This window comes from Staphylococcus sp. IVB6240 (assembly GCF_025558425.1).
Classification (GTDB): domain Bacteria; phylum Bacillota; class Bacilli; order Staphylococcales; family Staphylococcaceae; genus Staphylococcus.
The window spans coordinates 1,564,750-1,590,976 of the sequence record NZ_CP094718.1 but is presented as its reverse complement, the minus strand read 5'-3'; the positions used below and the strand labels follow the sequence as shown (position 1 = coordinate 1,590,976).

Genomic DNA, 26,227 nt, shown 5'->3' with positions numbered 1-26,227 from the left:
ATAGAGGGATGAATTATGGTACATGAATTATGGCCAATTATTAGTGTTGTATTAGGTATTTTATTATTACTCGTATTAATTATGGCATTTAAATTAAATACATTCGTGTCATTAATTGTGACAGCGATTGTGACAGGCTTATTCTTAGGAATGCCGTTTGATAGTATTATTAAAACCATTGAAACCGGCATGGGTGGAACACTTGGACATATCGCATTGATCTTCGGTTTAGGTGCAATGCTTGGTAAGTTACTTGCTGATGGTGGCGGTGCAACACAAATTGCAGACACACTGATCAGTCGTTTAGGTGAAAAATATGTTCAATGGGCAATGGTCATTGCGTCCTTTATTATCGGTATTGCATTGTTCTTTGAAGTAGGTCTTGTATTATTAATTCCACTTGTATTTACAATTGCGAAACGCATGAATATCTCACAATTAAAAATCGGTTTACCAATGGTGACAGCTTTATCAGTGACACATGGTTTCTTACCACCACATCCAGGTCCAGTTGTCATTGCATCTGAGTTGAACGCAAACATTGGAGAAGTATTATTATACGGTTTTATCATTGCAATTCCAGTTACGATCATCTCTGGACCACTATTCGTGAAAATCGCACCAAAATTATCACCAACAGCTTTCCAACGTGAAGGAGATATTTCATCATTAGGTGCAACAAAAACATTTGAAAAAGATGCATTACCTAGCTTTGGTTTAAGTACATTTACAGCATTATTACCAGTTATTTTGATGTTATTTGCAACAGTATGGCAATTAGTAACAGGTCATACAGATGGGGCAACAAATGCTTTTGAAAGCTTTATCTACTTCATCGGTACAGCAGGCACAGCCATGTTAATCGCCGTTCTTTTTGCAATCTTCAGTATGGGCTTAATGCGTGGCATTCCTATGAAAGATGTTATGGATACATTAACACAAGCGATTTACCCAATCGGTATGATGCTCTTAATCATTGGTGGAGGCGGTGCCTTCAAACAAGTATTAATTGATGGTGGCGTTGGTAAAAGTATTGAAACATTCTTTACAGATTCACATATCTCACCATTATTACTTGCTTGGTTAGTTGCTGCAGTACTTCGCTTAGCATTAGGTTCAGCAACAGTGGCAGCAATCTCTACAACAGGTATTGTCTTACCATTATTACAAACAGCCGATATTAACTTAGCACTTGTCGTATTAGCAATTGGTGCAGGTAGTGTCTTCTGTTCGCACGTAAACGATGCAGGCTTCTGGATGTTCAAAGAATACTTTGGTTTAACGATCAAAGAAACATTCTTAACATGGTCACTCGTTGAAACAATTATTTCTGTCAGCGGTCTTGTATTCATCTACTTCTTAAGTTTATTTGTATAAATTAAAATTAGCTGAGTTGCACGATTTGATGTGTTGCTCAGCTTTTTATTATGTTGCAATTAAAATTTTAAAATTACAAATCATTAAGAATATGACATTTACAATACAAATAGTACATAGATATTTTAATTTTTCATATATATAACTATAATTAAAAGTAATTTCTACTTAAAAATCGGGTGTACAGGATGGATAAAATTACGTTTTTGAATGAATTAGAATATCAGCTAAACAAGTTGCCGAAACATGTTGTTGATGATGTCATGAATACATATGAAAATTATTTTTATGAAGAGGGGAAAAAGGGCTTTACGGATAAAGAGATTGTGGATTCATTGGATACACCGAAACAGATTGCTAAACGAAAATATGCGAAATCAGCGGTTAAGGATGCAGAAAATAAGCCGAATATGTCCCGTATCGCACGAGCCATATTTGCTACGGTTGGTATGAGTCTCGTCACCTTTTGTTTTATTCTGATCCCACTTATTTTCATCGTGATCTTTATGTTGATGATCACATTTGTCGCGTTGGGCATGATCCTTTCACCACTCATCTTATTTGTTTCAAACATTTGGGCAGGGCTACATAATTTTTCAATCAGCAACTATTTATTTAGCTTTGCTTATCTAGGACTAGGGACGATGTTTTTAGTGATGATTGTGAAAGCGTCAATCGGCATACGCACACTACTGATTCGATATTTAAAGTGGAACATGAACTTTATTAAAAAAGGAACCATGTAACCATGAAAAAACTATTTATTTTTGGTATGAGTTGTTTTATTATTTTCTTTATTTTAGGAACAGCAGTTTGGTTGTTAATTGAAGAAAAAGGGAATCCTATTTCAGAAGTCGAGCATTCATTCGATGACAGAAATATTGAAGAACTAGTCATCAATATGGATAATATCAATGTGAAGTTCAAAGAGGGTAAGGCTTTCCATATGAAATATAAAGGGAGAGACAAACTGAAAGTGACGCGACAAGGTCGTACACTACAAGTGGTTGAACGCATGCATTCTAAACGCAAGATGCTGAATTTAAATCCCTTTATTACGAACGGAGAAGAATTGATTGTAACAGTGCCACCTCATTATTTAAAACATTTGAGTGTGACAACGCATATTGCGAGTGTAGAGATGCAAGGCATGACACTGGATAACTTGATGATCTGGAATGATCAAAATGGTGAAGTCACATTAAAGGACTGTCACTTCAAGCACGCCCAAATTAACGGTCATGAAACATTCGTAAAAATTGTTAAAAGTGAATTAAAAAAAAGTGATGTGAATGTTGAGAAGGGTATGATTGAAACAGACCATACAACAGTGGGTCAGAGTCTATTCAAATTAGGTGAAGGGAACATGGAGCTGATGCAAATGGCACCGAAATGTGATTTGAAAGGCATCGTTGATAAGGGGAATATCGAGATGTCTTATGCCAAAACACCAAAACATGTCCGTTTGGAATTGCATCCGTCAAAAGGGCAAGCGATGGTAGAACATCCAGAATTAAGACGGGGTATCAATGGCAATGGTGCACATCAAATTGAGTTATATACGAATGATGGAGATATTTTAGTTCATTAGTAAAGAAGAAAGACGAGGTTGAGCCCCCTATGTGGGTGTTTCAACCTCGTCTTTTCAGGTTCTATTCAGTAGCAAAATGAATATCAGTGTCTAGTTGTCCATGTAGTGTTGCATGTTCGACAGGCTGACCTTTTAACCAGGCATCAAAATTAAACGCAACAGGTGTTTGTGACTCTCCTAAAGATATCCATGCTGTTAAAGTCGTCGGATCATACATTGACGTATGAATGGTACCACTCCAACTTTTGAATAACTTACTGTAAATTTCATAATTCGGATCATTAAAGCGTTGGAATACTTCAAATTTGTCAGGTGCATTCGTTGGAATTTGTGCTTCCAAACGTGCCAAGCGATCGATTGATTCTTTCGTATAGTTACGATTCTCATGTGTTAACAACTTGAAGTGGTTCGTACATGTTTGATCGTAACGAACATCGATCCCACGGGGTGTCACTTCAACAATCGCATGTGCACCAGACGCATCCATCACAATATAGCTAAAAGAACTACGATGTGGGAGGCGTTTTAATAACGAAATGGCTTCTTCTACGTTACGACAATATTCTAAAATAAGACGTCCCACCATATAACAGACAAAACCATTTGCGGGCTTTTTACGATGCATAAAGTTATATGCCATTACAAGTCCATGTTCATTCATCCCATCCATACGACCAGTTGTTCTAGACATAGGACCAATTTGAGCATAGCCACCATCAGTTGGTTGGAAAAGTTGATAGCGCCCGTCATATGTAGCTGGATGATAATCATAGTTACGCACAAGATAGTGGTCACCGACATATACACTGCAACCACTATCTGGAAGTGTCGTAAAACGATAATGTGCAAAGTTCAAAATCGCTTGTCGTGTTGGAATGTTTAAGACATCTTGTATACCGCGTATTTCTTCCCAGATCTGAGGTGCAAATTGTTGGAAAATGGCTTGTGTTTCTTTGATATCGATATCAAATCTAGGCACACGTTTGCGCCACTCTTTCTCTCTATTTTTAAGCATTTCATTCTGTTGCATCCACTTGCCGACTGCCACGCCGTAATCATAATGTGACCCTCTAAATGTTAAAATATCAGACTTGACGTTTTGCATTGTTCGACGTCCTTCCTGCAATATAATTTACATCTTTTGTTATGATGTTGTAATGCAACGTTAATGGTTTTTTGACGCCTGCGTCACTATAATAAGTATATCATTTATAAAGTGAAATTTATTGGAGTGTGGCACGTGTCATGAATCAAGCTGTTCTAAGAATAAAAAATTGGTTTTTTAGAAACTTTACGTTATAGTTTCCTGCGTATTATTTTGTTTTGCTAGACATGATGGTATGAAAGATTTTGAAAATGATCGGTCTTATTCTATTCGTACGACTGATAGATAGAAGTAGCGTGTTGTTGATCAGAATGAGGGGATTTTGATTCTTCTGACGTACGAATTTCTACACCCGGTTAGTTGTGGTAATCTTTGACGTTAGGTGTAATATAGATGGCTTTAATTGGACCCATGGTATTCGGTTTACGTGCAGAAAACGTAACGGCTATCATGGTTTTCTTTGTATCATGGTAGTTGGAATTTTCATATGCGTATGCACAAAAAATAACCGTCTGCTTATCATAAACTTGTGCACGATGAATCACTTCAAAGTTCCATTGTAAGTTTTCATCTAACTCTACTTGTTTCATGCGTTTATGAAGCATATCAATTAAGAGGGACTTGTTCAGTGCAACAGGTTCTCCAATCTCATTAACATAATATGCTGCGACTTTATCATCTACCATATTTGTCACGCCTTCAATATCATGGTTTTTCCAATAATTGAGCAATGAAATGTATGGCATGCGACTTACCTCTTTCTTAAATTATTTTAACCATAATGTACCATATTTAAATATATAATTGAATGTTTTTAGGTTAGTTTGTTCGTGTTTAGGGTATTTATTTAACCATGGACATTATCTATGGTATGATAAATGTGTATATATTATGTAATTAGAGGTGAAAATTATGTGGAATTTTATTAAAGGTGTATTTAAATTTTTCTTCGCACTTACATTCTTCACAACATTAGTTGTTGGTGCAGGTGCAGCAGTATTAGCGTATGTGTTCAAAAAAGACTTTGAAGAAATCGAAAGCAAAACAAAAGAAATCGTATCAGATATCGAAAATAATATCGGATAAAAACAGAGGACTGAAGTAGAATAGCTTATATTCTATGACAGTCCTTTTAGTTAAGTGATGGAGGGAACGATATGGCAACAAAGGGCTACATAGGTTCATATACAAAAAAAGATGGCAAAGGGATTTATCGTTTTGAATTAGATGAACAAACAGGCAAAATGGCGAAGGTTGAGACAGGATTTGAACTCAATGCATCAACGTATTTAGCTCAGTTTAAAGATACATTGTTAGCTGTAACTAAAAATGATGAACGTGCCGGGCTGGCAACATTTAAAATTAAAAAAGATGCGACATTAGAAGAAACAGGACAATCTCTTGAATCATTAAAAGGATCAGGTTGTTATGTTTCTGTATCGCCAGAGGGTGAATTTGCATTTGAAGCGGTATATGGTGACGGCTTAGCACGTATTTATGAATTTGATGCTGATAAACAACAAATTGTTAAATTAATTGAAGAAGTTTATCACGAATATACACCAGGTCCAAATGTTGCAAGACAAGATGCATCGCACGTCCATTATTTAGAAGTGACACCTGAACAAAAATATGTGGTTGCTGTTGATTTAGGAGCAGACTTATTGGTGACATATCACTATGGACATAAAGGCTTAGATGTTGCGCACCGTACAGAGTTACAACCAGGTGATGGACCACGACACATTGCTTACCATAAAACAGGACGTTACGCATATGTTGTAAATGAATTATCTAACACAGTTGTTGTAATGGACTATGAAGACGGTCAATTTACTGAGCGTGAAAGACACTTCACCATTTCAAAAGACTACTTGCAACCTACGAAATTAGCAGCAGTACATTTATCACATGACCAACAATTCTTGTATATTTCAAATAGAGGTCATGACAGTATTGCTATTTTTAAAGTATTAGATGACGGTGCAAGATTAGAGCTAGTAGATATCGTACCATCTGGGGATGAATTCCCACGTGATTTCAATATCACACCATCTGATGATTATCTTGTGGTCGCACATGAACAAGGTGATTCAAAAGTCGTTGTATTCAAACGTGATAAAGCAACGGGCTTATTAACGTTAACAGACGATAGTCAACAAGCAGCTGAAGGTGTTTGTGTGAAATTTTTGGAAGACTAATTAAAAAGCAAGGAGCTGAGCACCGTGTCTCACCTCCTTGCTTTTGAGTTTTTAAAGTTGTTCAAGATATTTTGGAAGGGCAACTTTTACGATTTCATCCCATCCGTCATTCATAAATGGTTGAACAACAGGGTGTGGTTGACCAAATTCGGTTTGTTTTGTTTCATCCCAACCAGAGTGAATCAATGTAAATTCTGTCGCCTCAGAATCTATTTCGTCCAGTTTAAATATAACCTCCCAATCTTTTCCCCAATAGAAACTTAGATAATTTTTAGGAGTGACTTCTTTGACTTTACAAGGTGAATCTCCAAACTCTCCAGCATGAAGCGTGAATGGTTTACCAGGTTTTGCTTCGAAGTCATTTGCCATCCACCATGATGCGATACCTTCTGATGTGGATACAGCTTGCCATACTTTATCTATATCGGCTTGTAATGTGATGTTTTTTTCAATTGGTTTCATTTCAGAACGGTTATTCATTTTATAAGCACCTCATATGGATTTCCTTTATTTTTATTACTTTTTAAATAATTTTTTAATCGCATCTAACTTGCCTTGATAAGGAGGGAAGAATAGTCCTGATTCAAGCTTAGTTGTTTTGAAAATATATGATTTGTCATGTGTGAAGGTATCGAATGAGTATTTTCCGTGATAATGACCGATACCTGATGCACCGACACCACCGAATGGTAAGTTAGGATTTGCAAGATGTAATAAAGTGTCATTAATGGCACCACCACCAAATGACAGTTCATTGAGTACACGATCGGATGTATTCTCATCTTCACTAAAGAGATAGAGTGCTAACGGTTTTGGACGTGATTGAACAAACTGAAACGCGTCATCAATATTTTGATAGGTCATAATTGGTAACAGTGGCCCAAAAATTTCTTCTTGCATCAGTGGATCGTCAGCTTTCACATTGTCATAGACAGTTGGCGCTATTCTACGCTGTTCAACATTGCGTTCACCACCGATAATGCATTGATCTTGTTGTTTATCCATTAATAAAGCAAGGCAATCAAAATGACGTTCATTGACGATATGACCTAAGTCTTCGCTTGTTAAGGGATTGGAACCATAAAATTCTTTTAATGTCGTGCGTAATGCATGGATAAATGGTACTTTGACAGACTCATCAATTAAAATATAGTCTGGTGCGACGCATGTTTGACCAGTGTTAATAAACTTACCGAAACTGATACGTTCACTAGCTACTTTAAGGTTGGCGGTTTTATCAATGATGACAGGAGACTTGCCACCGAGTTCAAGTGTGACAGGAATCATCTGTTCAGCAGCTGCCTTATACACAATTTTGCCGACACGCTCACTACCTGTAAAGAAGATATGATCAAAAGGTTGTTGGAGCAATGTCTGAATAACATCTGCACCGCCTTGAACAACAGACACATATTTTGGCTCGAATGTTGCTGTAATAATCTCTTCAACAACTTTAGCGACGTTTGGTGTGAGTTCAGATGGCTTAATGACTGCGGTATTTCCAGCAGCAATCGCACCAATTAATGGTTCAAATAAAAGTTGAAATGGATAGTTAAAAGGACCAATAATCAGCACAGTGCCTAAAGGTTCTTTGACGATAAAGCTTTTTGCAGGAAATAGGTGAACAGGGGTATCTACCGCTTCTTTTTTACTCCATTTTTCGATAGATTTACGCATAAGTTTAATACTGCTTAATGTATAGCCAATCTCAGTTGCATATGCCTCAATACTGCCTTTTCCGAGATCTGTTAACAAGGCGTCTTTTAACGCACTTTCATGTTTTTTAATACTTTTTGATAAGCGCTTCAATTGTTGCTTACGGAATTTGATTGATTTTGTTTCATGTGTATAAAAATAATCTTTTGAACGCTGGACTTGGTCGATAATTTGTTGCATAGTGTCAGTCCTTTCTTCTTTATTTAAAAGGACTGAGCGTTTCATTGCCCAGTCCTTACGTTATTTTATGCTTTTAGTGACGCAATAGATGCATCTCTTTCGAATTGTACCTTTGCATAACTACATGTTGGAATGATTTTTAAGTTTTCACGCTGTGCTTTATCGATTACACGGTTAAACAATTGTTTTGCTACACCGCCACCGCGTAATTCAGGAGATACAAATGTGTGATTGACATCAATCGTATGTTCATCTCGATAAACAAATGTAATCTCTGCTATTGGTGCGTTAATGTCTTCTCCGATATAGAACTTATTATCCGCTTCTTTAATATCGTATGTCATCGTCATTCACAACCTTTGAAATAAATTATTTTGTTAAAGCTGTTGTAATAGGTGGTACGATTTGTTTTTTACGTGATACCACACCTGGTAAGAATGCTGTATTGTTATCTAATGTTGTATCAAATGCTGATGCAACAGTATCTTTCTCTGCACCAACGACTAAGATTTTAGAATCGCTGTTGATAATATCTGTGATGGCTAATACGAAGATATCATAACCATTTTCAACACTTGCTTTGTTCATCGCATTTTCAAGTGCTTCTTGACGTGCGAATACTTCGTCGATATCGACTGTATTGACTTGGCCGATACGAACTGTGTAGTCACCCATGCTGAATGATTTAGCATCGGCATCTAAAAGTGCTTCTTCAGATTTATCTGCTGTAGATGCACCTGCTTTTAACATGTCAAGACCATATGCATCTAAGTCTACACCAGCAATTTCAGCTAATGCTTTCGCTGCATTTACGTCTTGTGATGTACAAGTAGGTGATTTGAATAATAAACTATCAGAAATAATCGCTGAAATCATTAAGCCAGCAATTTCAGGACGGATTTCAAAGCCTTGTTCTTTGTACATTTTGTAAAGAATTGTTGCAGTACAGCCCACTGGTTCAGCACGGTAGTATAAAGGACCTGCTGTTTCAAAGTTCGCGATACGGTGATGATCGATTACATGTTTGATCACAGCTTTGTCAATTGTTTCAGCACTTTGTTGGAATTCGTTATGGTCGACTAAAATAACTTCTTGATCTGTTAAATCGTCTGTTAATAATTCAGGCGCTGCAACTTTAAAGTGATCAAGCGCATATTGTGTTTCAGGACTTACGTCGCCTAAACGATAAGCTTTCGCTTCAGTGTTTCCATTTTGTTGTTCAAAATCTGCCATAATAATTGCTGATGAAATCGCATCAGTATCTGGGTTTTGATGACCAAAAATATATGTTGTCATTGTTTCAATCTCCTTATATACATTTCTCATTCATATTTTAGCATGCGTGTGCAGGTTTATTCTACCTTTGCGCCTAATGTATCCTTAAAGTGTGATAATGCCCATTCGTGACCGACTTGGTTGAAAGAAGCCACGCCATCTTTAGGGATTACCAATTGATAACCAAGATTGTAGGCACTTACAGCCGTATGTAATACACATATGTCCGTACATACCCCTAAGAGTTCGACTGTATCAATATGTCTTTCTCTTAATAAGGCGTCAAGTGGCGTACCATAAAAAGAGTCGTAGCGACGTTTATCAATAAAGTGAACATTACTTTGAGATTGGATCTTTTCATATAATGACTTCACTTCACCGTATAAGTCACGTCCAGGTGTATCGACAATATTATGGGATGGGAAAAGTTTTGTTTCTGGATGATAAGGATCGTTTTCCTCATGTAAATCCATTAAGAAAAAGATATGGTCATCCTGGTCGATATAATCTTGAATACGTTTCACAATAAATGGCTCAATGCGTTGACCCGCTTCACCACAAGTTAACTTGCCATCTTCAGCAATAAAGTCATACGAGTAATCTACAACTAACAATGCACGTTTTGTCATGTTGTTCCTCCTAAAAATTGGGTATATAGTTTTAAGGAAAGCTATTATTATGTATAGTATAACTTTTATTTGGGAGGCGTCCACACAATTGGCTATTAATGTTTTAAGTTTTGGTGCAACAACACAAAATAGATGGCGAGATACGATAGGGATTCAACGTGCTTTAAACCAAGCGAAGAAGGGGCCTATTACCGTATACATACCACCTGGTACGTATCATATTATGAAAGCATTGAAGATTTATGAAGGGACGACATTATTATTAGATAAAGGTGCCACTTTATTGCGCACAGGTCGAGATGCATTGATTAAAAATGGATCAAGTTTGAGACGCTACCATGATTATGACGGCCACGGTTATATTCGTATTTGTGGTGGTACGTTCGATATGAATGGTAACGACTATCCTTATAACAATACGGCAATGTGTATCGGTCATGCACGTGAAGTTGAAATAAAAGGTGCCACAATTAAAAATGTTGTTGGTGGTCATGGCATTGATGCCTGTGGTTTAGATGGCGTTCATATTCATGATTGTGAATTTCTTGGGTTTTATGACATCAACGGAGATCGTTCATTTTCAGAAGCTATTCAATTAGATTTATTTGTGAAGGGGGCATTTCCGAAGTTTGGTCGCAATGATGGAACGATTACAAAGCATGCCATCATTGAAAATTGTTATTTTGGAAGTTCACATGAAGGTAAGATGCATGCATGGAATCGTGCCATTGGCTCACATGCGAGTCGTGTTGACCATTATTATGAAACGGTCGTTATTGAAAATAATGTCTTTGATGGTATGCAAGATTATGCGCTCACACCTTTAAAGGGAAAAAACTTGTGGATTCATAACAATGTATTTCGTAACTGTGCAGGTGGCATCCGTTACTTAGGCGTATATCAAGGGAAAAATGCTTGGACACTTAATGGTAAAACCCATGTCAAACAAGGTGGCGAAGGATTCTTCGTACTAAACAATACATTTCTTGATATCGGGCCAAAAGATACGATGCATATTCGAAGTCATAAAGAGGCGCCACATACACAAGTTGAAATATTAGAAAATACATTCGCAGGGAAGTGTGCGCCGATCACACTGACAGCCATTAAAGATATCATCCTTCAAACGGATAACAATATCCCTAAAACAAAAGAAAAACAAGTTGTAAATAAAAAACATGTATAAGATACAAGCTTGAGAGAGTAGTACTTAAAATGCTGTGTTATAAACGCTGACATGATGAGCTTGAACATATAACGCTGATCTATTTTTCAAAACACTAATATATAAGATAAATCCCCTTTCAATAAATTGTGCGAAAGGGGGTTTACTATGTCTAGAGTCTGTTATGAATGAAAGCGACCTAAAGACTGTATCTCAAAATCTAACGTTTCTAAAATAGTGATGATTTTGTCTAAGTGTTGTTGATTTGGACAATCGGCTTGGACAAAGAAACGATACATGCCCAGTTGTGTTTTTAATGGACGAGATTCAATCCATGATAAGTTAACTTGAAATAGGGCAAAGGTATTTAAGACACTTGCTAGAAGTCCTGGTTGGTCACGCTTTGGTGTAATGACGAGCAAGCAAGTATCACCACTGCTTTGTATCGCAAAGTCAGCATGCTGTAATACGAGAAAGCGTGTTTGATTGTGCGTATAATCTTCTATATGCGACGCGAGGGGTGTATATCCATATACTTCACCACTCCCAAGTGGAATAATAGCACCCGTTGTATCGTCAACATAATCTAATGCAGCGATCGTACTCGTAGTAAAGTCATAGGTTAAGTGATGTTGATGAATAAACTTCTGTGTTTGGCTAATGGCTGGGCCAATGGAATAGACTTTTTGAATATCATTTAATGTTTGTCCCGGTTGTCCATATAAGCCAAATGCGATATCGAGTAATACTTCGTCAACAACAGTAAACGGTTGTTCAACCAATGTATCTGCCACGATATTAATCGTCCCTTCAATGGCATTTTCAATTGGGACAATCGCTCGGCTTGTTGGGTCATCTAACAATGCAGTCATCACTTCATAAAGTTGTGATTTTGCGACGAGTTGCGTATCTGTTTGATTGTCACGATATTGTTTGGCAGCCAAATACGAGAACGTTCCTTGGGGTCCCAAATAATAGAGATTCATCCTCATCACCCACTTTCCAGTCAATTTTTACTTATTGTACACGAAGTTAGTGGAAAGGACAGCCAGAAGTTGTCTTTTCTTTATAAAAAAAGTTCGGTTCACGTACGTCATTTTGATAACCGTGATGGTAGTTTGCGGTAAGTGTTGGTGATAGAGGTGGTGCTAACCATGACCATTTACCCGTGACTGTACGCCCCTGTGCTGCTTCATTATGCTCAAATTGCTCAAACTGTTTGGAAGCGGTTAGATGATCTACCATTGATACACCCGCTTGTCGAAAGGATTGATAAACTGCATCATTGATTTCTACCATCACACGATCTTTATTGAATGATGTGTTGCGCAAGTTATCAAAATCCATTGCCTCTGCGAATGTTTCTAAAAGATTATAGCGATAGCTGTCTGTAAAGTTACGCACTGCAATTTCATTTACCATATACCAACCATTAAAAGGAACAGTTGGATAAGTAATGCCACCAATTTTCAAATCCATACTTGAAATAATGGGCACTGCATACCATTTCAATCCGAGTGCTGCAACTTTTGGATAATTTTTATGTTGAATCGGCACTTCCATAATGAGTGATTTAGGATAGGCATGATACTTGATCGATTGACCTGGCAGTTGATAAATCAGTGGAAGAATATCAAAATCCGTCCCTTTACCGCGCCACCCTAAATGTTCAGCGAGTTGCGTGACTTCTCGTTCAGCGGGATCGCCTTTATCCTCATATCCTGCATAGCGAATCAATTGATTGTTAAAAATTTTAGGGCCTGGGACATCAGATTGCGCAAAAATGGTAATGGTTGGCTTAATGCGTCCACCATTCGTTGCTGTTTCAATATGTTCATGAATTGTCTGGATAAATGTGGTTTCATCTTGGACATCACGTGCATCTTTGACCGTTAATTTTTCCCAAAACAATCGACCAATACAGCGATTGGATTGGCGCCATGCGATACGTGCGCCATATGTCAGTTCTTCTGTTGTGTGGCGATATGTACCAGTTGTTGCAATTTCTTGTTCAATGCTTGCGAGACGTTCTGCACAAGCAGCTTCTGATAGCTCTAGTTCTTTATACATGTCAGTAATAAACGTACGTGCTTGTTGTAACATTTTCCCACCTCATCATTCGTTATAGTGAAATACTACCATATAAATTGTCCGTTCTGAGGAATGTCATCATTTTGTTAAAAGTTGTGTCATGATTCATGAGTTTTTGGTTAATACTTCATATATTTGAAGACGGTCTGAGATGAAATGGATGCCACTGTGGTAGGGGAGAAATCAATGTTTTTGAAAATGAAGATTTATATGCCACAGCTGTGCTCTTAATACACGTAAACAGGGTATCTATGATATGATTGACGTAATTAAATTCAAAAACAATAAATGGTGAATAGAGGGAATATAATAATGTACCAATTTGAAGATGATAGCTTGATGCTACACAATGATTTATACCAAATTAACATGGCAGAATCGTATTGGTTTGATGGCATTCATGAGCGCAAAGCAGTCTTTGATATTTATTTTAGAAAGATGCCTTTTGAGAGTGGATATGCGGTATTCAATGGCTTGCGTAGAGTGATTGAATTTGTTGAAAACTGTCATTTCTCACAAAGTGATATCGAATATTTAAGTTCGATTGGCTATCAAGATGATTTCTTAGCTTATTTAAAAGATTTACGATTTACGGGGAATATTCGATCTATGCAAGAGGGTGAGTTATGCTTTAATAACGAGCCATTACTACGTGTTGAGGCACCGTTAATTCAAGCACAATTGATTGAAACGGCACTATTAAATATCATTAACTTCCAAACACTTATTTCAACTAAAGCAAGCTTGATCAAGCAAGTAGCGCCAAACGATACATTGATGGAGTTTGGCACACGTCGTGCACATGAAATGGATGCAGCGGTATGGGGCGCACGTGCGACAATTATCGGTGGTTTTGATTCAACAAGTAATGTGCGTGCTGGTAAGTTATTTAATATTCCAGTTTCAGGGACACATGCACATGCTTTTGTTCAAACATACGGCGATGAATATATCGCATTTAAAAAATATGCGGAACGTCATAAAAACTGTGTGTTTTTAGTAGATACATTCCATACATTGAAGTCAGGGGTTCCAAATGCAATTCGTGTTGCAAAAGAACTAGGAGACAAAATCAACTTTGTGGGCATTCGTCTGGATTCAGGCGACATTGCCTACTTATCAAAAGAAGCACGTAAAATGTTAGATGCAGCCGGATTTCCAGATGCTAAAATTATCGCATCCAATGACCTGGATGAATCGACAATTTCCAGCTTAAAAGCACAAGGTGCAACAGTGGATTCTTGGGGGGTTGGAACGAAATTAATTACCGCTTATCAACAACCTGCGTTAGGTGCAGTCTATAAAATGGTTGCTGTAGAAGATGAAAACGGTGAGTATGTCGATCGTATTAAACTGTCAAATAATGCTGAAAAAGTAACGACACCTGGTATGAAACGTGTCTATCGTATTATCAATACAAAAACAAATAAGGCTGAAGGTGACTACATTACATTAGAACATGAAGTGCCATCAAGTGAATCACCATTAAAAATGTTCCACCCAATTCACACATATAAGACAAAGTTTATTAAACAATTCAAAGCGATTGATTTACATCAAGATATTTTCAAAGATGGACAACTTATCTATACGTGTCCGTCAGAACAAGAAGCAAAAGCCTATTTAGAAGATAACTTAGACTTATTGTGGGATGAAAACAAACGTTTCTTAAACCCTGAAGAATATCCTGTTGACTTAAGTACAGCATGTTGGGAAAACAAACAAAAACGTATCTTTGAAGTAGCTGAAAAAGTTAAGGAGATGGAAGAAGCCTATGAATAAGATGCAAGCTATGATTGTAAATGACATGAAAGTAACACCAACGATTGATAGTGTTGAAACCATCGAAACGATTAAAGATTTTATAAAACAATATGTGAAAGCACATGCCTTTGTGAGAACACTTGTCCTTGGTATTTCAGGTGGACAAGATTCCACATTGGCAGGTAAGCTCGTTCAACTTGCTGTGAGTGAATTGAATGAAACAGCAGAACAACCGTATACGTTTATTGCGGTGAAGTTACCTTATGGGGTCCAACGTGATGCAGATGATGTAGAAGACGCATTGAAATTTATTGAGCCAGATCGCATTGTCACAGTGAATATTCAACCTGCAGTGGATCAGAGTGTGGCATCATTAGAAGCAGCCGGATTTTCACTGACTGACTTCCAAAAAGGGAATGAAAAAGCGCGTGAACGTATGAAAGTTCAATATGCGATTGCAGCGAATACAAGTGGTATCGTTGTCGGGACCGATCATTCTGCAGAAAATATTACCGGTTTCTTTACTAAGCATGGAGATGGTGCCGCAGATATTGCACCGTTGTTTGGCTTGAATAAACGTCAAGGTCGTCAATTGTTAAAACATCTCGGTGCAGCCGCACATTTATATGAAAAAGTGCCTACTGCAGATTTAGAAGATGATAAGCCGCAACTACCAGATGAAGTTGCACTTGGTGTCACATATGATGTCATCGATGACTATTTGGAAGGTAAGACAGTATCACCTGAGGATGCAGAAGTGATTGAACGTCACTTTGTAAGAAATGCACATAAACGTGAGTTAGCATATACACGCTTTACATGGCCAAAGTCAGCACAAGACCATGAATTGTGATGTTATTAGAATTAAAAAATAAAGGCGTCGATTAAAAATGAAATTTCAAGTAGAAGAAAATGAAACGATTCAAGACTGTTTAGCACGTATGAGAGAAGCGGGATACATGCCAGTAAAACGCTTCGAAAAGCCCGTTTTTAAAGAAAATACAGATGGCAGTGTCGAAGTGTTAAGACAAGAGATTATTTTTACTGGTAAGAAGATCAATGATGAACAGTTATAAAATACAAAGCTGAGGCATAAGGACCTCAGCTTTAAGTTTTGGATACGAACTTTAATCACTTTATTTCTATTATAGTTCGCTTTAGTGTATTTTGAGCGAGGAGTTAAACAGACATATTTACAAATAGAGGCTTGATTACGAACGATAAATCTGTTTGAATAGAGATGTATGGTTACTGTAGGTTTGCTATAATAAAACTATTATGTTAGATAGGAGTTTTTGACGAATGATTGAACGTTATTCAAGAGAAGAAATGTCACGTATTTGGACGGATCAAAACCGCTATGAAGCATGGTTAGAAGTCGAAATTTTAGCAAGTGAAGCATGGAGTGAACTTGGGTATATTCCAAAAGAAGATGTTAAGAAAATCCGTGAACATGCGCGTGTAGATGTGGAACGTGCGAAAGAAATCGAACAAGAAACACGCCACGATGTCGTGGCATTCACAAGACAAGTATCTGAAACATTAGGTGAAGAACGTAAGTGGGTCCACTACGGATTAACTTCAACAGACGTTGTAGATACAGCGTTAAGTTACCAAGTAAAACAAGCGAACGAAATTATTGAAAAAGACTTAGAACGTTTTATTGATGTCTTAGCAGCTAAAGCGAAAAAATACAAAACAACATTGATGATGGGACGTACACATGGTGTTCATGCCGAGCCAACTACATTTGGTGTGAAGATGGCATTATGGTATGCAGAAATGCAACGTAACATGGAACGCTTTAAACGTGTTCGTGAAGAAATCGAAGTAGGTAAGATGAGTGGTGCCGTGGGTACATTTGCGAATATTCCACCAGAAATTGAAGCATATGTATGTAAGCACTTAGGTATCGGGGCAGCACCTGTTTCAACACAAACATTGCAACGTGATCGTCATGCATACTATATTGCAACATTAAGTTTGATCGCGACATCTCTTGAAAAATTTGCTGTAGAAATCCGCAACCTACAAAAAACGGAAACGCGTGAAGTAGAAGAAGCATTTGCAAAAGGCCAAAAAGGTTCTTCAGCAATGCCACATAAACGTAATCCAATTGGTTCAGAAAATATTACAGGAATTGCACGTGTAATTCGTGGTTATATTACAACAGCCTATGAAAATGTGGCGTTATGGCACGAGCGTGATATTTCACATTCATCTGCAGAACGCATTATGTTACCAGATGTAACGATCGCATTAGATTATGCATTAAACCGCTTCACAAACATTGTTGACCGTTTAACAGTGTATGAAGACAATATGACAGAAAACATGAACAAAACATTCGGTCTTATTTATTCACAACGTGTGTTATTAGCACTGATCGATAAAGGCATGGTCCGTGAAGAAGCTTATGATACGGTACAACCGAAAGCGATGACTTCATGGGAAACCAAAACACCATTCAGAGAATTAGTAGAAGCAGACCCTGTTATTACTGACAAACTTTCAAAAGAAGACTTGGATAATTGCTTTGACCCTAGACATCACCTTAATCAAGTTGATACAATATTTAAAAGAGTAGGTCTGGAATAGGAGACTACACTTTATCTTTTCATGCTGTTGTATGGATAGATATTCTAAGATATAGGGGTTGTTTGCATGCAAATTGAGAAATTACGTGGAAAAGCATTAGATGAATTATTTGATGCCATCCTCACTTTAGAAACACGCGAAGAATGCTATCAATTCTTTGATGATTTATGCACAGTGAATGAAATCCAATCTTTATCACAACGTTTGCAAGTTGCCAAAATGATTAAGCAGGGCTACACTTATGCAACAATTGAACAGGAATCGGGCGCATCAACAGCGACGATTTCACGCGTAAAACGTTCGTTACAATGGGGAAATGACGCCTATACAATGATTTTAGAACGAATGAATATTGAAACGAAAAAATAGACGCAAGACGATAACAGCGAAGATATCTGATGAGGATAGTTTCGCTGTTGTTTTGCATTTTGGCAGATGATTGTACGAAGGCAAATGGGTTATACATAGGAGTAAAATTAATGAAGAAAATATTATTAACAGCAGGAATCGCAACACTCATGCTAACGGCTTGTCAGTCCCAAGATACAGAACCCAAACAAGCAGATGATAAACAAGCAACAGAAGAACATAAAAGTGGTCAATCAAGTAGCACAAAGACCGCGGATAAAGGTCAACACAAAGTGACTAAACAAGACGGTGTAACATATGTGGATGGCCATATACTTGTGAATAAAAAAGTAGGCTTACCTAGTGATTATGCACCGGGAGAAGATATGGAAGCGAGAAAGCAACTAGATCTCATGATACAAGATAGTAAGCAAGATGATGTAAATCTCGTATTCCGTAGCGGTTATCGTTCTTATGACACACAAAAACAACTCTATAGCAGTTATGTCGCTCGAGATGGCGAAGAGGCAGCCAATAAATACAGTGCCAAGCCAGGCCATTCAGAACATCAATCGGGACTTGCCTTTGATGTGGGATCAATAGATGCATCAAAGGACTTTCAAACGTCATTCTTAAATACACCAGAAGGCCAATGGGTGAAGGAGCATTCCCATGAATATGGATTTATTATTCGCTATCCTAAAGGCAAAGAGGCAATCACAGGTTATCAATATGAACCTTGGCATTTGAGATATGTCGGCAAAGCATTAGCAAAGACGATTCACGATCAGAACACAACATTAGAAGAATACTTTGACTATGGAAAATAAGAGGCGGATAGACGTCTCTTTTTTTGATTGTAGGAATGAGGTTGTGAAACGGATGTTTTGGGTTTGAGCAGAATCATATCAATGTGAAAAATTGTTTTTATTCATCATGTATAACCTTGGTTCTGACTCCCACAGATCTCCTAAAAATGCTATAATAAAAGTTACGAAAAATTAAAGGAGCAGTGTGTGATGTACGATATAAAACAATGGCGTCATATATTTAAATTAGACCCTGCAAAGACTATTTCTGATAAGGACTTAGAAGCACTTTGTATGTCAAAAACAGATGCAATCATGATTGGTGGGACAGATGATGTTACGGAAGACAATGTCATTCACTTGATGAGTCGCGTCCGTCGATACCCACTTCCACTTGTATTAGAAATTTCAAATCTTGAGAGCATCATGCCAGGGTTTGATTTTTATTTTGTACCGACTGTGTTGAATAGTACAGAAGTGAAATATCACAATGGTCTACTACATGAAGCATTGAAACAGTACGGGCATATGATTAACTTTGAAGAACTTATTTTTGAAGGATATGTCGTATTAAATGCTGAGAGTAAAGTGGCCCAATTGACACGTGCGACAACGGACTTAGAAGTAGAAGACGTGGAAGCTTATGCACAAATGGCAAATGATCTTTACCGATTCCCTGTTATGTACCTGGAATATAGCGGACAATATGGTGATCCAGAGACAGTCCAAGCAGCACGTCATTGTTTAACAGACACACAACTTTTCTACGGTGGTGGCATTAACTCATTGAAGCGTGCTGAGGAAATGGCGCAGATTGCGGATACTATCATTGTAGGCAATGTGATATATGAAAACTTAAAAGAAGCGCTCAAAACAACAAAAATAAAGGAGAGAACATAATGAATCCACTCTTGAAGCATATGAATACAGAGCAGAGTGAAGCGGTGCGTACAACAGAGGGCCCGCTTTTAATCATGGCAGGGGCTGGCTCAGGAAAAACGCGTGTGTTAACGCACCGTATCGCATATTTATTAGATGAAAAATCTGTATCTCCTTATAATATTTTGGCGATTACATTTACAAATAAAGCCGCAAAAGAAATGAAAGAACGTGTTCAAGCATTAGTTGGAGAGGCAGGGGAAGTGATTTGGATGTCGACATTCCACTCTATGTGCGTCCGTATCCTTCGTCGTGATATCGATCGTATTGGTATTGAACGTAACTTCACCATTATCGATCCAACTGATCAGAAGTCAGTCATTAAAGACGTGTTAAAACGTGAAAACATTGATTCAAAACAATATGAGCCACGCTTCTTCATTTCACAAATCAGTAACTTAAAAAATGAATTAAAAACACCTGCGAAAGCAATGGAAGAAGCACATGACTTTAAAGCCATTATGGTCGCAAAAGTGTATGAAGGTTACCAAAAACAATTAGTCCGTAACCAAGCGTTAGACTTCGATGATCTCATCATGACAACAATTAAATTATTTGAACGTGTCCCAGATGTATTAGATTATTATCAAAATAAATTCCAATATATTCATGTCGATGAGTATCAAGATACCAACAAAGCGCAATATACCTTAGTTAATATGATTGCGAAAAAGTTTCAAAACCTCTGTGTTGTAGGAGACTCTGACCAATCTATCTATGGTTGGCGTGGTGCAGATATTCAAAATATCCTATCATTCGAGGAAGATTATCCAACCGCAAAAACAATTTATCTCGAACAAAACTATCGTTCAACAAAAACGATTCTCACAGCCGCAAATGAAGTCATTCGTCATAATAGCGAGCGTAAACCTAAAGGACTTTGGACATCTAATGATGAAGGAGAACGCATCCATTATTACGAGGCAACGAGTGAACGCGATGAAACACAATATGTGGTACGAGAAATTTTGAAACATCAAAAACAAGGCAAATCATTAAAAGATATGGCCGTCCTTTATCGTACAAATGCACAATCACGTGTGCTAGAGGAAACACTCTTGAAGTCGAACATCCCATATGTCATGGTCGGCGGTATGAAGTTCTATGATCGAAAAGAAATTAAAGATTTATTAAGTTACTTACGACTCATCGCAAATAGTGCGGATGATATTAGCTTTGAGCGTATTATTAACGTACCAAAACGTGGTATTGGTCCATCTTCAATTCAAAAGATTAAAGACTATGCCAATGAACATGAAATCAGCATGTTTGATGCACTAGCTGAAGTTGACTTTATCGGTTTATCAAAAAAAGTGACACAAGCCGCTGCAGAATTTTATATGTTGATGTCTAATTTGATGAAAGAACAAGAATTCTTAGAGATTACGGAGATTGTAGATGAAGTACTGAACAAGTCAGGTTTCCGAAGTATGCTTGAAAAAGAAGATACCCTTGAATCACGTAGTCGTTTAGAAAACTTAGATGAGTTTATGTCTGTACCAAAAGACTACGAAGAAAATACACCATTAGAAGAACAATCATTGATTAACTTCCTCACAGATTTATCACTTGTCGCAGATGTCGATGAAGCCAACTTTGATGAAGGTGTCACATTGATGACGATGCACTCAGCGAAAGGGTTAGAGTTCCCAGTGGTGTTCATCATTGGAATGGAAGAATCATTATTCCCACATATTCGTGCGATTAAGAGTGGCGACGATCATGAGATGGAAGAAGAACGCCGTATTTGTTATGTTGCGATTACTCGTGCAGAAGAAGTGTTGTATTTAACACATGCAACATCAAGAACACTGTTTGGTAGACCGCAATCCAATGTGCGTTCTCGATTCTTAAATGAAATTCCAGAAGACCTATTGGAAAGACCGAAACCAAGTGTGCCAATCAATGGTCAGAAACGTACCGGCCAAACGAAAAAACGTGGTTTCAGTCAACGTACGACAGGTACAAAAGTTGGCGCTGCAGCAACTACGACAGATTGGCATGTGGGTGATAAAGTCATTCACAAAGCATGGGGAGAAGGTATGGTATCGAATGTCAATGTTAAAGGAGATACAGTAGAACTTGATATTATTTTCAAGTCAGAAGGTCCTAAGCGTTTGATTGCGCAGTTCGCCCCGTTACAGAAGAAGGAGGATTAATAGATGACAGAACTCAAAGAACGAGTTGCAACGTTACATCAGTTGTTGCATCAATATAATTATGAATATCATGTGCAGGATAATCCGAGTGTACCGGATGCCGAATACGATCAATTACTCCATGAACTTATTGAGATTGAAACAGCACATCCAGAGTTAAAGTCATCAAACTCACCGACCGTCCGAATCGGTGGGCAAGCACAATCTTCTTTTAATAAAGTGCGACACGATACACCAATGTTAAGTTTAGGGAATGCTTTCAATGAAGAAGACCTTAGACGTTTTGATCAACGTGTGAGAGAAGCAGTTGGCTCAGTCACATATATGTGTGAATTAAAAATCGATGGTCTTGCTGTTTCTCTAAAATATGTAGATGGTGTCTTTATGCAAGGTTTAACGCGTGGGGATGGGACAACCGGCGAAGATATTACAGAAAACTTAAAAACAATTTATGCCATCCCATTAATGCTTGAACGACCGATTTCATTTGAAGTCCGTGGAGAAGCGTATATGCCACGAAAATCTTTCCTAAAGTTAAATGAAATAAAAGAAAAAAATGAAGAACAGCCATTTGCGAATCCGCGTAATGCAGCAGCTGGATCACTTCGACAATTGGATTCAAAATTAGCTGCTGAACGTAAGTTGGATATCTTTTTATACAGCATTAATGACTTTACAGAGTTAGATGCCACATCTCAAAGTGAAGCATTATCTGAATTGGATGGCTTAGGCTTTAAGACCAACCCTGAGCGCCGTGAAGTGGCATCTATTGATGAAGTATTGGCGTATATTGAGCATTGGACAGAACGCCGTGCCGATCTACCTTATGATATTGATGGCATTGTCATTAAAGTAAATGCGATTGAACATCAGGAAGAAATGGGCTTTACACAAAAGTCACCACGTTGGGCCATTGCTTATAAATTCCCAGCTGAAGAAGTGGTGTCGACATTGTTAGATATCGAGTTAAGTATCGGTCGAACAGGTGTCGTGACACCAACAGCAGTATTAGAACCTGTTCGTGTAGCAGGCACAACCGTATCGCGCGCTTCACTGCATAACGAAGATCTCATCCATGAGAAAGACATTCGTATTGGAGACAGTGTCGTTGTTAAAAAAGCAGGGGACATTATCCCAGAAGTGGTGCGTGTCGTCCTTGACCGTCGACCGGATCATGCAGAAACGTATCATATGCCAACACACTGTCCAAGCTGTGGTCATGAACTTGTCCGTATTGAAGGAGAAGTCGCATTGCGCTGTATCAATCCAAAATGCCAAGCGCAACTCGTTGAAGGACTCATTCACTTTGTTTCAAGGCAAGCGATGAATATTGATGGACTTGGAACGAAAATCATCGAACAACTTTATCACAATGAACTGATTCGAGATGTTGCAGATATTTTTTATCTTACTAAAGATGACTTATTACCATTAGAGCGTATGGGTGAGAAAAAGGCTGATAATTTGTTGGCAGCGATTGAAGCTTCAAAACAACAATCATTAGAACACTTGTTATTCGGTCTTGGCATTCGTCACCTTGGTGTGAAAGCAAGTCAGGTGTTGGCTGAAAAATATGAAACAATGACACGTTTATTAACAGTCACAGAGGCAGAACTGACAGAAATTCATGATGTTGGTGAAAAACTTGCGCAATCATTCGTAACGTATATGGCCAATGAAGACATTCAAGCATTGTTAGAAAAACTGCAGGCACGTGGTGTCAATATGATATATACAGGCGAAAAACTTTCTGAAGTAGAAGGGCATCCGGAATTCCAAGGCAAGACGATTGTATTAACAGGAAAGCTCCAACAAATGACGCGATCAGAAGCGGGTCAATGGTTGAAACTACAAGGTGCTAAAGTAACAAGCAGCGTTACAAAGTCAACAGATCTTGTCATTGCAGGAACAGATGCTGGATCCAAATTGACGAAAGCCGAATCACTGGGCACACCCATCTGGGATGAACAAACATTTATTGATAAACAAAACGCAATGCGTGAGGAATGAGGGAGCAGGCAATGAAACGAACAATTGCGATGATGTTGGGGCTCAGCCTTTTATTAGCGGCCTGTGCACCGACAGATGATGAACAACCAAAACAAAAACAAGACGACGAACAAACAAATACGTCTAAAAAGCAGACAAAAGTGAAAGACATGGCAACAGATCAAAATGTACAAGGGGATAACTATCGTACAATCTTGCCATTTAAAGAAAGCCAAGCACGTGGATTGGTACAAGAAGAAATGGCGAATGGATACAATGGAGAAGATTTTGAAGATGGCTTATTAAACATCAGTAGAGATGTCTTCCCAACAGATAGTCATTTATACCAAGATGGACAATATTTAAATAAAGATACCATTCGTGCATACTTAAAACCTAAATTCACGAAAAAAGAAATTGATAAAATGAGTGATGAGGAAAAAGAAAAATTAAATGCCAATGAAAATCTTGGACTTAATCCATCAGTCGAGGGAGAAAAGGATCCAGAGAAAATTGCGAAAAACTCTCCAGCATTGCTATCCAACATTTTAGAACAAGACTTTTATAGTACAAGTGATACACAAGGTAAAAACATTGAAGGCATGACAATTGGTCTTGCGATGAACAGTGTTTACTATTACCAGAAGGAAGAGTACGGCGAAACGTATAGTGAAACACTCGATACGAAAATGGTAAAAGAAAAAGGTCAAGAAATGGCGGAAGAGATGTTATCACGTCTACGCGAAAACAGTGACCTGAAAGATATTCCAATTACATTCGCAATTTATATTCAATCTGGTGAAGAAGATATTGTACCCGGTCAGTTTGTAAGCTATGCCGTTTCAGAGAAAAAAGGGGCTAAGCTCAATGAATGGAAGAAGCTGAATACACAGACAGTGTTATTACCATCAAGCGATGCAGCAGACTTAGATGAAGGCCTCAATTCAAACTTCCAAGATTTCAACAGTAGTTTGCAATCTTACTTTAACAACTTCACGCAAGCAGTTGGTAAAGCGAAATTTGTAGATAAGAAAGTTGAACGTTTAGTTGTTGACTTACCAATTGATTACTATGGTAAAGCAGAATTAATTGGTATTACACAGTATGTGACGCAGTTAGCTGAAAAAGATCTGAAAGGCGTTCCAACCTATGAAATTCATATTAAAGATGGTAGTGAGCCACGCGCATTGATTACCAAAAATGAAGAAGACTCAGATCCACAAGTCCATATTTACAATCATTAAGAAGAACCCCTGGCTATACTAAAGCCAGGGGTTTTATTTGAATTCAGAATCCTAAAATAAGCACACAAGCACGAGGTTGGGAAATAATAAATTTGTGCTCTGGGAAACCGATTGTCAGTTTTCAAGAAGCAGAATTTTCGACAGAATTTCGCGATTCGATAAAATCAAAAAGCGATTTTACTCATCGCTCGAATTCTGCTCAAATTCTAAGTGCTTCTCTCACAACCTTGTTTCAAATGATGTCCCAAAAGCAGGATTTTCGGCAGAACTGACACGATTTCGGCAAAATTTGAAAAGCAATTTTGCTCATCGTTCGGTTCTGCTCAAATCCTAAGGGCGTTTGTCCCAACCTCGTACTTTGCGCAAATACGTCCACTTAGGATACGCTTTGCTCTGCTTAAATCAATCATTAAACTCAATTAACCATCTTTCAATGAATACATCTAGTAAAATACTAAATTATATAATCAATAATATTGACTTTCATTTGATACATGTTTAAAATGAAAATACTTTATATCTTCAGAAAGTTGGGGATACAGTGTGAATGTAAATTTAATTGGGTATCATGGTACCTCTCGAGAAGCAGCTAACTTAATAACACAAAATAAGTGCTTTAAAAAATCAAAAAAAGAAGATGAATGGTTAGGACATGGTGTTTATTTTTATGAACTTATCGAAAAAGCAAAATGGTGGAGTGAAAAAAAGAAGGATCCAGTAGTCATCGAAACGCCAATAACAGTAAGTGAAGAAAAATTTATTAACTTTGACTTACCGAGTGCAGAGGATGAACTTGGGAATTTTATAATAGAGATTCAAAAAGATGATGCCTTTTTATTTAGTGATTATGAAATGGAACGAAGGTGTCAAACATTCAATATGTACGCAGGTACAATGGGTGCTCAAGTTGCCAAAGCTACTTTCCAATCAACGAATAAATTACATAAAAAACAATTTAAAAAAATTGGATACATTAGAACAGAAGTCCAAATTTGTGTATATGATACAGATTGTATTTCTTATAATGGGTTAAAAATAAAGTGATGA

At 37.6% G+C, this 26,227-nt stretch carries 26 protein-coding genes; 17 read left to right on the top strand and 9 right to left on the bottom strand.

Annotated features, from left to right (window positions below; genetic code table 11):
- The first annotated feature begins 15 nt into the window (after positions 1–15).
- From MUA88_RS07865 to MUA88_RS07855, 3 genes are all read left to right on the top strand, one after another.
- Positions 16–1,377: a gluconate:H+ symporter gene (locus MUA88_RS07865; RefSeq protein ID WP_262603657.1), complete on the top strand. Its 1,362-nt coding sequence runs from the start codon at positions 16–18 to the stop codon at positions 1,375–1,377.
- A gap of 188 nt (positions 1,378–1,565) precedes the next feature.
- Positions 1,566–2,123 carry a DUF1700 domain-containing protein gene (locus tag MUA88_RS07860; RefSeq protein ID WP_262603656.1) on the top strand — a complete coding sequence of 186 codons (558 nt, stop codon included), beginning with the start codon at positions 1,566–1,568 and terminating at the stop codon, positions 2,121–2,123.
- 2 nt (positions 2,124–2,125) lie between these two features.
- Complete coding sequence (locus tag MUA88_RS07855; RefSeq protein WP_262605351.1) at positions 2,126–2,968, top strand: DUF4097 family beta strand repeat-containing protein; 843 nt, start codon at positions 2,126–2,128, stop codon at positions 2,966–2,968.
- Between the two features lie 61 nt (positions 2,969–3,029).
- Here the strand turns inward: MUA88_RS07855 and MUA88_RS07850 are convergent, their stop codons facing one another.
- Together MUA88_RS07850 and MUA88_RS07845 are read right to left on the bottom strand one after the other, a co-directional pair.
- Positions 3,030–4,073, bottom strand: a complete 1,044-nt coding sequence (locus MUA88_RS07850) for a C45 family autoproteolytic acyltransferase/hydrolase (RefSeq protein ID WP_262605350.1) — start codon at positions 4,071–4,073, stop codon at positions 3,030–3,032.
- 356 nt (positions 4,074–4,429) lie between these two features.
- A complete protein-coding gene (locus MUA88_RS07845) occupies positions 4,430–4,819 on the bottom strand; it encodes a hypothetical protein (RefSeq protein ID WP_262603653.1) in 390 nt (129 codons plus the stop codon).
- 166 nt (positions 4,820–4,985) lie between these two features.
- On the opposite strand from MUA88_RS07845, the gene MUA88_RS07840 reads away from it, so the two are divergent.
- Both MUA88_RS07840 and pglS read left to right on the top strand, forming a co-directional pair.
- Positions 4,986–5,159 (top strand): hypothetical protein, encoded by a 174-nt coding sequence (locus tag MUA88_RS07840; RefSeq protein ID WP_262603652.1) that lies wholly within the window; start codon positions 4,986–4,988, stop codon positions 5,157–5,159.
- A 71-nt stretch (positions 5,160–5,230) separates the two neighbouring features.
- Positions 5,231–6,274 carry a 6-phosphogluconolactonase gene (gene pglS / locus MUA88_RS07835; RefSeq protein ID WP_262605349.1) on the top strand — a complete coding sequence of 348 codons (1,044 nt, stop codon included), beginning with the start codon at positions 5,231–5,233 and terminating at the stop codon, positions 6,272–6,274.
- 51 nt (positions 6,275–6,325) lie between these two features.
- Here pglS and MUA88_RS07830 read toward each other — a convergent pair whose 3' ends face one another.
- From MUA88_RS07830 to MUA88_RS07810, 5 genes are all read right to left on the bottom strand, one after another.
- Positions 6,326–6,754, bottom strand: coding sequence for an SRPBCC family protein (locus MUA88_RS07830; RefSeq protein ID WP_262603650.1), 429 nt, complete (start codon positions 6,752–6,754; stop codon positions 6,326–6,328).
- Between the two features lie 36 nt (positions 6,755–6,790).
- Positions 6,791–8,170, bottom strand: coding sequence for an aldehyde dehydrogenase (locus tag MUA88_RS07825; RefSeq protein WP_262603649.1), 1,380 nt, complete (start codon positions 8,168–8,170; stop codon positions 6,791–6,793).
- 65 nt (positions 8,171–8,235) lie between these two features.
- Positions 8,236–8,514, bottom strand: coding sequence for a GNAT family N-acetyltransferase (locus MUA88_RS07820; protein WP_262603648.1), 279 nt, complete (start codon positions 8,512–8,514; stop codon positions 8,236–8,238).
- A 25-nt stretch (positions 8,515–8,539) separates the two neighbouring features.
- On the bottom strand, positions 8,540–9,466 hold the full coding sequence (locus tag MUA88_RS07815) for a manganese-dependent inorganic pyrophosphatase (protein WP_262603647.1): 927 nt from the start codon (positions 9,464–9,466) through the stop codon (positions 8,540–8,542).
- Positions 9,467–9,522: 56 nt separating this feature from the next.
- Positions 9,523–10,074 (bottom strand): cysteine hydrolase family protein, encoded by a 552-nt coding sequence (locus tag MUA88_RS07810; RefSeq protein WP_262603646.1) that lies wholly within the window; start codon positions 10,072–10,074, stop codon positions 9,523–9,525.
- Between the two features lie 88 nt (positions 10,075–10,162).
- On the opposite strand from MUA88_RS07810, the gene MUA88_RS07805 reads away from it, so the two are divergent.
- A complete protein-coding gene (locus MUA88_RS07805; protein ID WP_262605348.1) occupies positions 10,163–11,260 on the top strand; it encodes a glycosyl hydrolase family 28-related protein in 1,098 nt (365 codons plus the stop codon).
- Between the two features lie 161 nt (positions 11,261–11,421).
- Here MUA88_RS07805 and MUA88_RS07800 read toward each other — a convergent pair whose 3' ends face one another.
- Both MUA88_RS07800 and MUA88_RS07795 read right to left on the bottom strand, forming a co-directional pair.
- Positions 11,422–12,225 carry a prephenate dehydratase gene (locus tag MUA88_RS07800; protein ID WP_262603644.1) on the bottom strand — a complete coding sequence of 268 codons (804 nt, stop codon included), beginning with the start codon at positions 12,223–12,225 and terminating at the stop codon, positions 11,422–11,424.
- Between the two features lie 46 nt (positions 12,226–12,271).
- Positions 12,272–13,342 (bottom strand): nitric oxide synthase oxygenase, encoded by a 1,071-nt coding sequence (locus MUA88_RS07795; protein ID WP_262605347.1) that lies wholly within the window; start codon positions 13,340–13,342, stop codon positions 12,272–12,274.
- A 300-nt stretch (positions 13,343–13,642) separates the two neighbouring features.
- On the opposite strand from MUA88_RS07795, the gene MUA88_RS07790 reads away from it, so the two are divergent.
- From MUA88_RS07790 to MUA88_RS07740, 11 genes are all read left to right on the top strand, one after another.
- A complete protein-coding gene (locus tag MUA88_RS07790; protein WP_262605346.1) occupies positions 13,643–15,112 on the top strand; it encodes a nicotinate phosphoribosyltransferase in 1,470 nt (489 codons plus the stop codon).
- Positions 15,105–15,947: an NAD(+) synthase gene (nadE, locus tag MUA88_RS07785; protein ID WP_262605345.1), complete on the top strand. Its 843-nt coding sequence runs from the start codon at positions 15,105–15,107 to the stop codon at positions 15,945–15,947. Before MUA88_RS07790 ends, nadE begins: the two co-directional genes overlap by 8 nt.
- A 37-nt stretch (positions 15,948–15,984) precedes the next feature.
- Positions 15,985–16,170, top strand: coding sequence for an NETI motif-containing protein (locus MUA88_RS07780; RefSeq protein WP_262603640.1), 186 nt, complete (start codon positions 15,985–15,987; stop codon positions 16,168–16,170).
- Between the two features lie 226 nt (positions 16,171–16,396).
- Positions 16,397–17,692, top strand: a complete 1,296-nt coding sequence (gene purB, locus MUA88_RS07775; protein ID WP_262605344.1) for an adenylosuccinate lyase — start codon at positions 16,397–16,399, stop codon at positions 17,690–17,692.
- A gap of 66 nt (positions 17,693–17,758) precedes the next feature.
- Complete coding sequence (locus MUA88_RS07770; protein ID WP_044360637.1) at positions 17,759–18,061, top strand: YerC/YecD family TrpR-related protein; 303 nt, start codon at positions 17,759–17,761, stop codon at positions 18,059–18,061.
- Positions 18,062–18,171: 110 nt separating this feature from the next.
- On the top strand, positions 18,172–18,870 hold the full coding sequence (locus MUA88_RS07765; RefSeq protein ID WP_262603638.1) for a M15 family metallopeptidase: 699 nt from the start codon (positions 18,172–18,174) through the stop codon (positions 18,868–18,870).
- Positions 18,871–19,059: 189 nt separating this feature from the next.
- The gene (pcrB, locus tag MUA88_RS07760; RefSeq protein WP_262605343.1) at positions 19,060–19,749 is read left to right on the top strand and encodes a heptaprenylglyceryl phosphate synthase; all 690 of its coding nucleotides are present in this window, start codon (positions 19,060–19,062) and stop codon (positions 19,747–19,749) included.
- Positions 19,749–21,947 carry a DNA helicase PcrA gene (gene pcrA, locus MUA88_RS07755; protein ID WP_262603636.1) on the top strand — a complete coding sequence of 733 codons (2,199 nt, stop codon included), beginning with the start codon at positions 19,749–19,751 and terminating at the stop codon, positions 21,945–21,947. Before pcrB ends, pcrA begins: the two co-directional genes overlap by 1 nt.
- A gap of 3 nt (positions 21,948–21,950) precedes the next feature.
- Positions 21,951–23,957, top strand: coding sequence for an NAD-dependent DNA ligase LigA (gene ligA, locus MUA88_RS07750; protein ID WP_262603635.1), 2,007 nt, complete (start codon positions 21,951–21,953; stop codon positions 23,955–23,957).
- A gap of 11 nt (positions 23,958–23,968) precedes the next feature.
- Entirely contained in the window at positions 23,969–25,180 is a 1,212-nt protein-coding gene (locus MUA88_RS07745; protein ID WP_262603634.1) for a CamS family sex pheromone protein, read from the top strand.
- Between the two features lie 543 nt (positions 25,181–25,723).
- The gene (locus MUA88_RS07740; protein ID WP_262605342.1) at positions 25,724–26,224 is read left to right on the top strand and encodes a hypothetical protein; all 501 of its coding nucleotides are present in this window, start codon (positions 25,724–25,726) and stop codon (positions 26,222–26,224) included.
- The last annotated feature ends 3 nt before the right edge of the window (positions 26,225–26,227 follow it).

Coding starts and splice junctions, on each gene's coding strand:
- MUA88_RS07865 (WP_262603657.1), top strand. CDS start 16: ATGGTACATGAATTATGGCCAATTATTAGTGTTGTATTAGGTATTTTA.
- MUA88_RS07860 (WP_262603656.1), top strand. CDS start 1,566: ATGGATAAAATTACGTTTTTGAATGAATTAGAATATCAGCTAAACAAG.
- MUA88_RS07855 (WP_262605351.1), top strand. CDS start 2,126: ATGAAAAAACTATTTATTTTTGGTATGAGTTGTTTTATTATTTTCTTT.
- MUA88_RS07850 (WP_262605350.1), bottom strand. CDS start 4,073: ATGCAAAACGTCAAGTCTGATATTTTAACATTTAGAGGGTCACATTAT.
- MUA88_RS07845 (WP_262603653.1), bottom strand. CDS start 4,819: ATGCCATACATTTCATTGCTCAATTATTGGAAAAACCATGATATTGAA.
- MUA88_RS07840 (WP_262603652.1), top strand. CDS start 4,986: ATGTGGAATTTTATTAAAGGTGTATTTAAATTTTTCTTCGCACTTACA.
- pglS (WP_262605349.1), top strand. CDS start 5,231: ATGGCAACAAAGGGCTACATAGGTTCATATACAAAAAAAGATGGCAAA.
- MUA88_RS07830 (WP_262603650.1), bottom strand. CDS start 6,754: ATGAATAACCGTTCTGAAATGAAACCAATTGAAAAAAACATCACATTA.
- MUA88_RS07825 (WP_262603649.1), bottom strand. CDS start 8,170: ATGCAACAAATTATCGACCAAGTCCAGCGTTCAAAAGATTATTTTTAT.
- MUA88_RS07820 (WP_262603648.1), bottom strand. CDS start 8,514: ATGACATACGATATTAAAGAAGCGGATAATAAGTTCTATATCGGAGAA.
- MUA88_RS07815 (WP_262603647.1), bottom strand. CDS start 9,466: ATGACAACATATATTTTTGGTCATCAAAACCCAGATACTGATGCGATT.
- MUA88_RS07810 (WP_262603646.1), bottom strand. CDS start 10,074: ATGACAAAACGTGCATTGTTAGTTGTAGATTACTCGTATGACTTTATT.
- MUA88_RS07800 (WP_262603644.1), bottom strand. CDS start 12,225: ATGAATCTCTATTATTTGGGACCCCAAGGAACGTTCTCGTATTTGGCT.
- MUA88_RS07795 (WP_262605347.1), bottom strand. CDS start 13,342: ATGTTACAACAAGCACGTACGTTTATTACTGACATGTATAAAGAACTA.
- MUA88_RS07790 (WP_262605346.1), top strand. CDS start 13,643: ATGTACCAATTTGAAGATGATAGCTTGATGCTACACAATGATTTATAC.
- nadE (WP_262605345.1), top strand. CDS start 15,105: ATGAATAAGATGCAAGCTATGATTGTAAATGACATGAAAGTAACACCA.
- MUA88_RS07780 (WP_262603640.1), top strand. CDS start 15,985: ATGAAATTTCAAGTAGAAGAAAATGAAACGATTCAAGACTGTTTAGCA.
- purB (WP_262605344.1), top strand. CDS start 16,397: ATGATTGAACGTTATTCAAGAGAAGAAATGTCACGTATTTGGACGGAT.
- MUA88_RS07770 (WP_044360637.1), top strand. CDS start 17,759: ATGCAAATTGAGAAATTACGTGGAAAAGCATTAGATGAATTATTTGAT.
- MUA88_RS07765 (WP_262603638.1), top strand. CDS start 18,172: ATGAAGAAAATATTATTAACAGCAGGAATCGCAACACTCATGCTAACG.
- pcrB (WP_262605343.1), top strand. CDS start 19,060: ATGTACGATATAAAACAATGGCGTCATATATTTAAATTAGACCCTGCA.
- pcrA (WP_262603636.1), top strand. CDS start 19,749: ATGAATCCACTCTTGAAGCATATGAATACAGAGCAGAGTGAAGCGGTG.
- ligA (WP_262603635.1), top strand. CDS start 21,951: ATGACAGAACTCAAAGAACGAGTTGCAACGTTACATCAGTTGTTGCAT.
- MUA88_RS07745 (WP_262603634.1), top strand. CDS start 23,969: ATGAAACGAACAATTGCGATGATGTTGGGGCTCAGCCTTTTATTAGCG.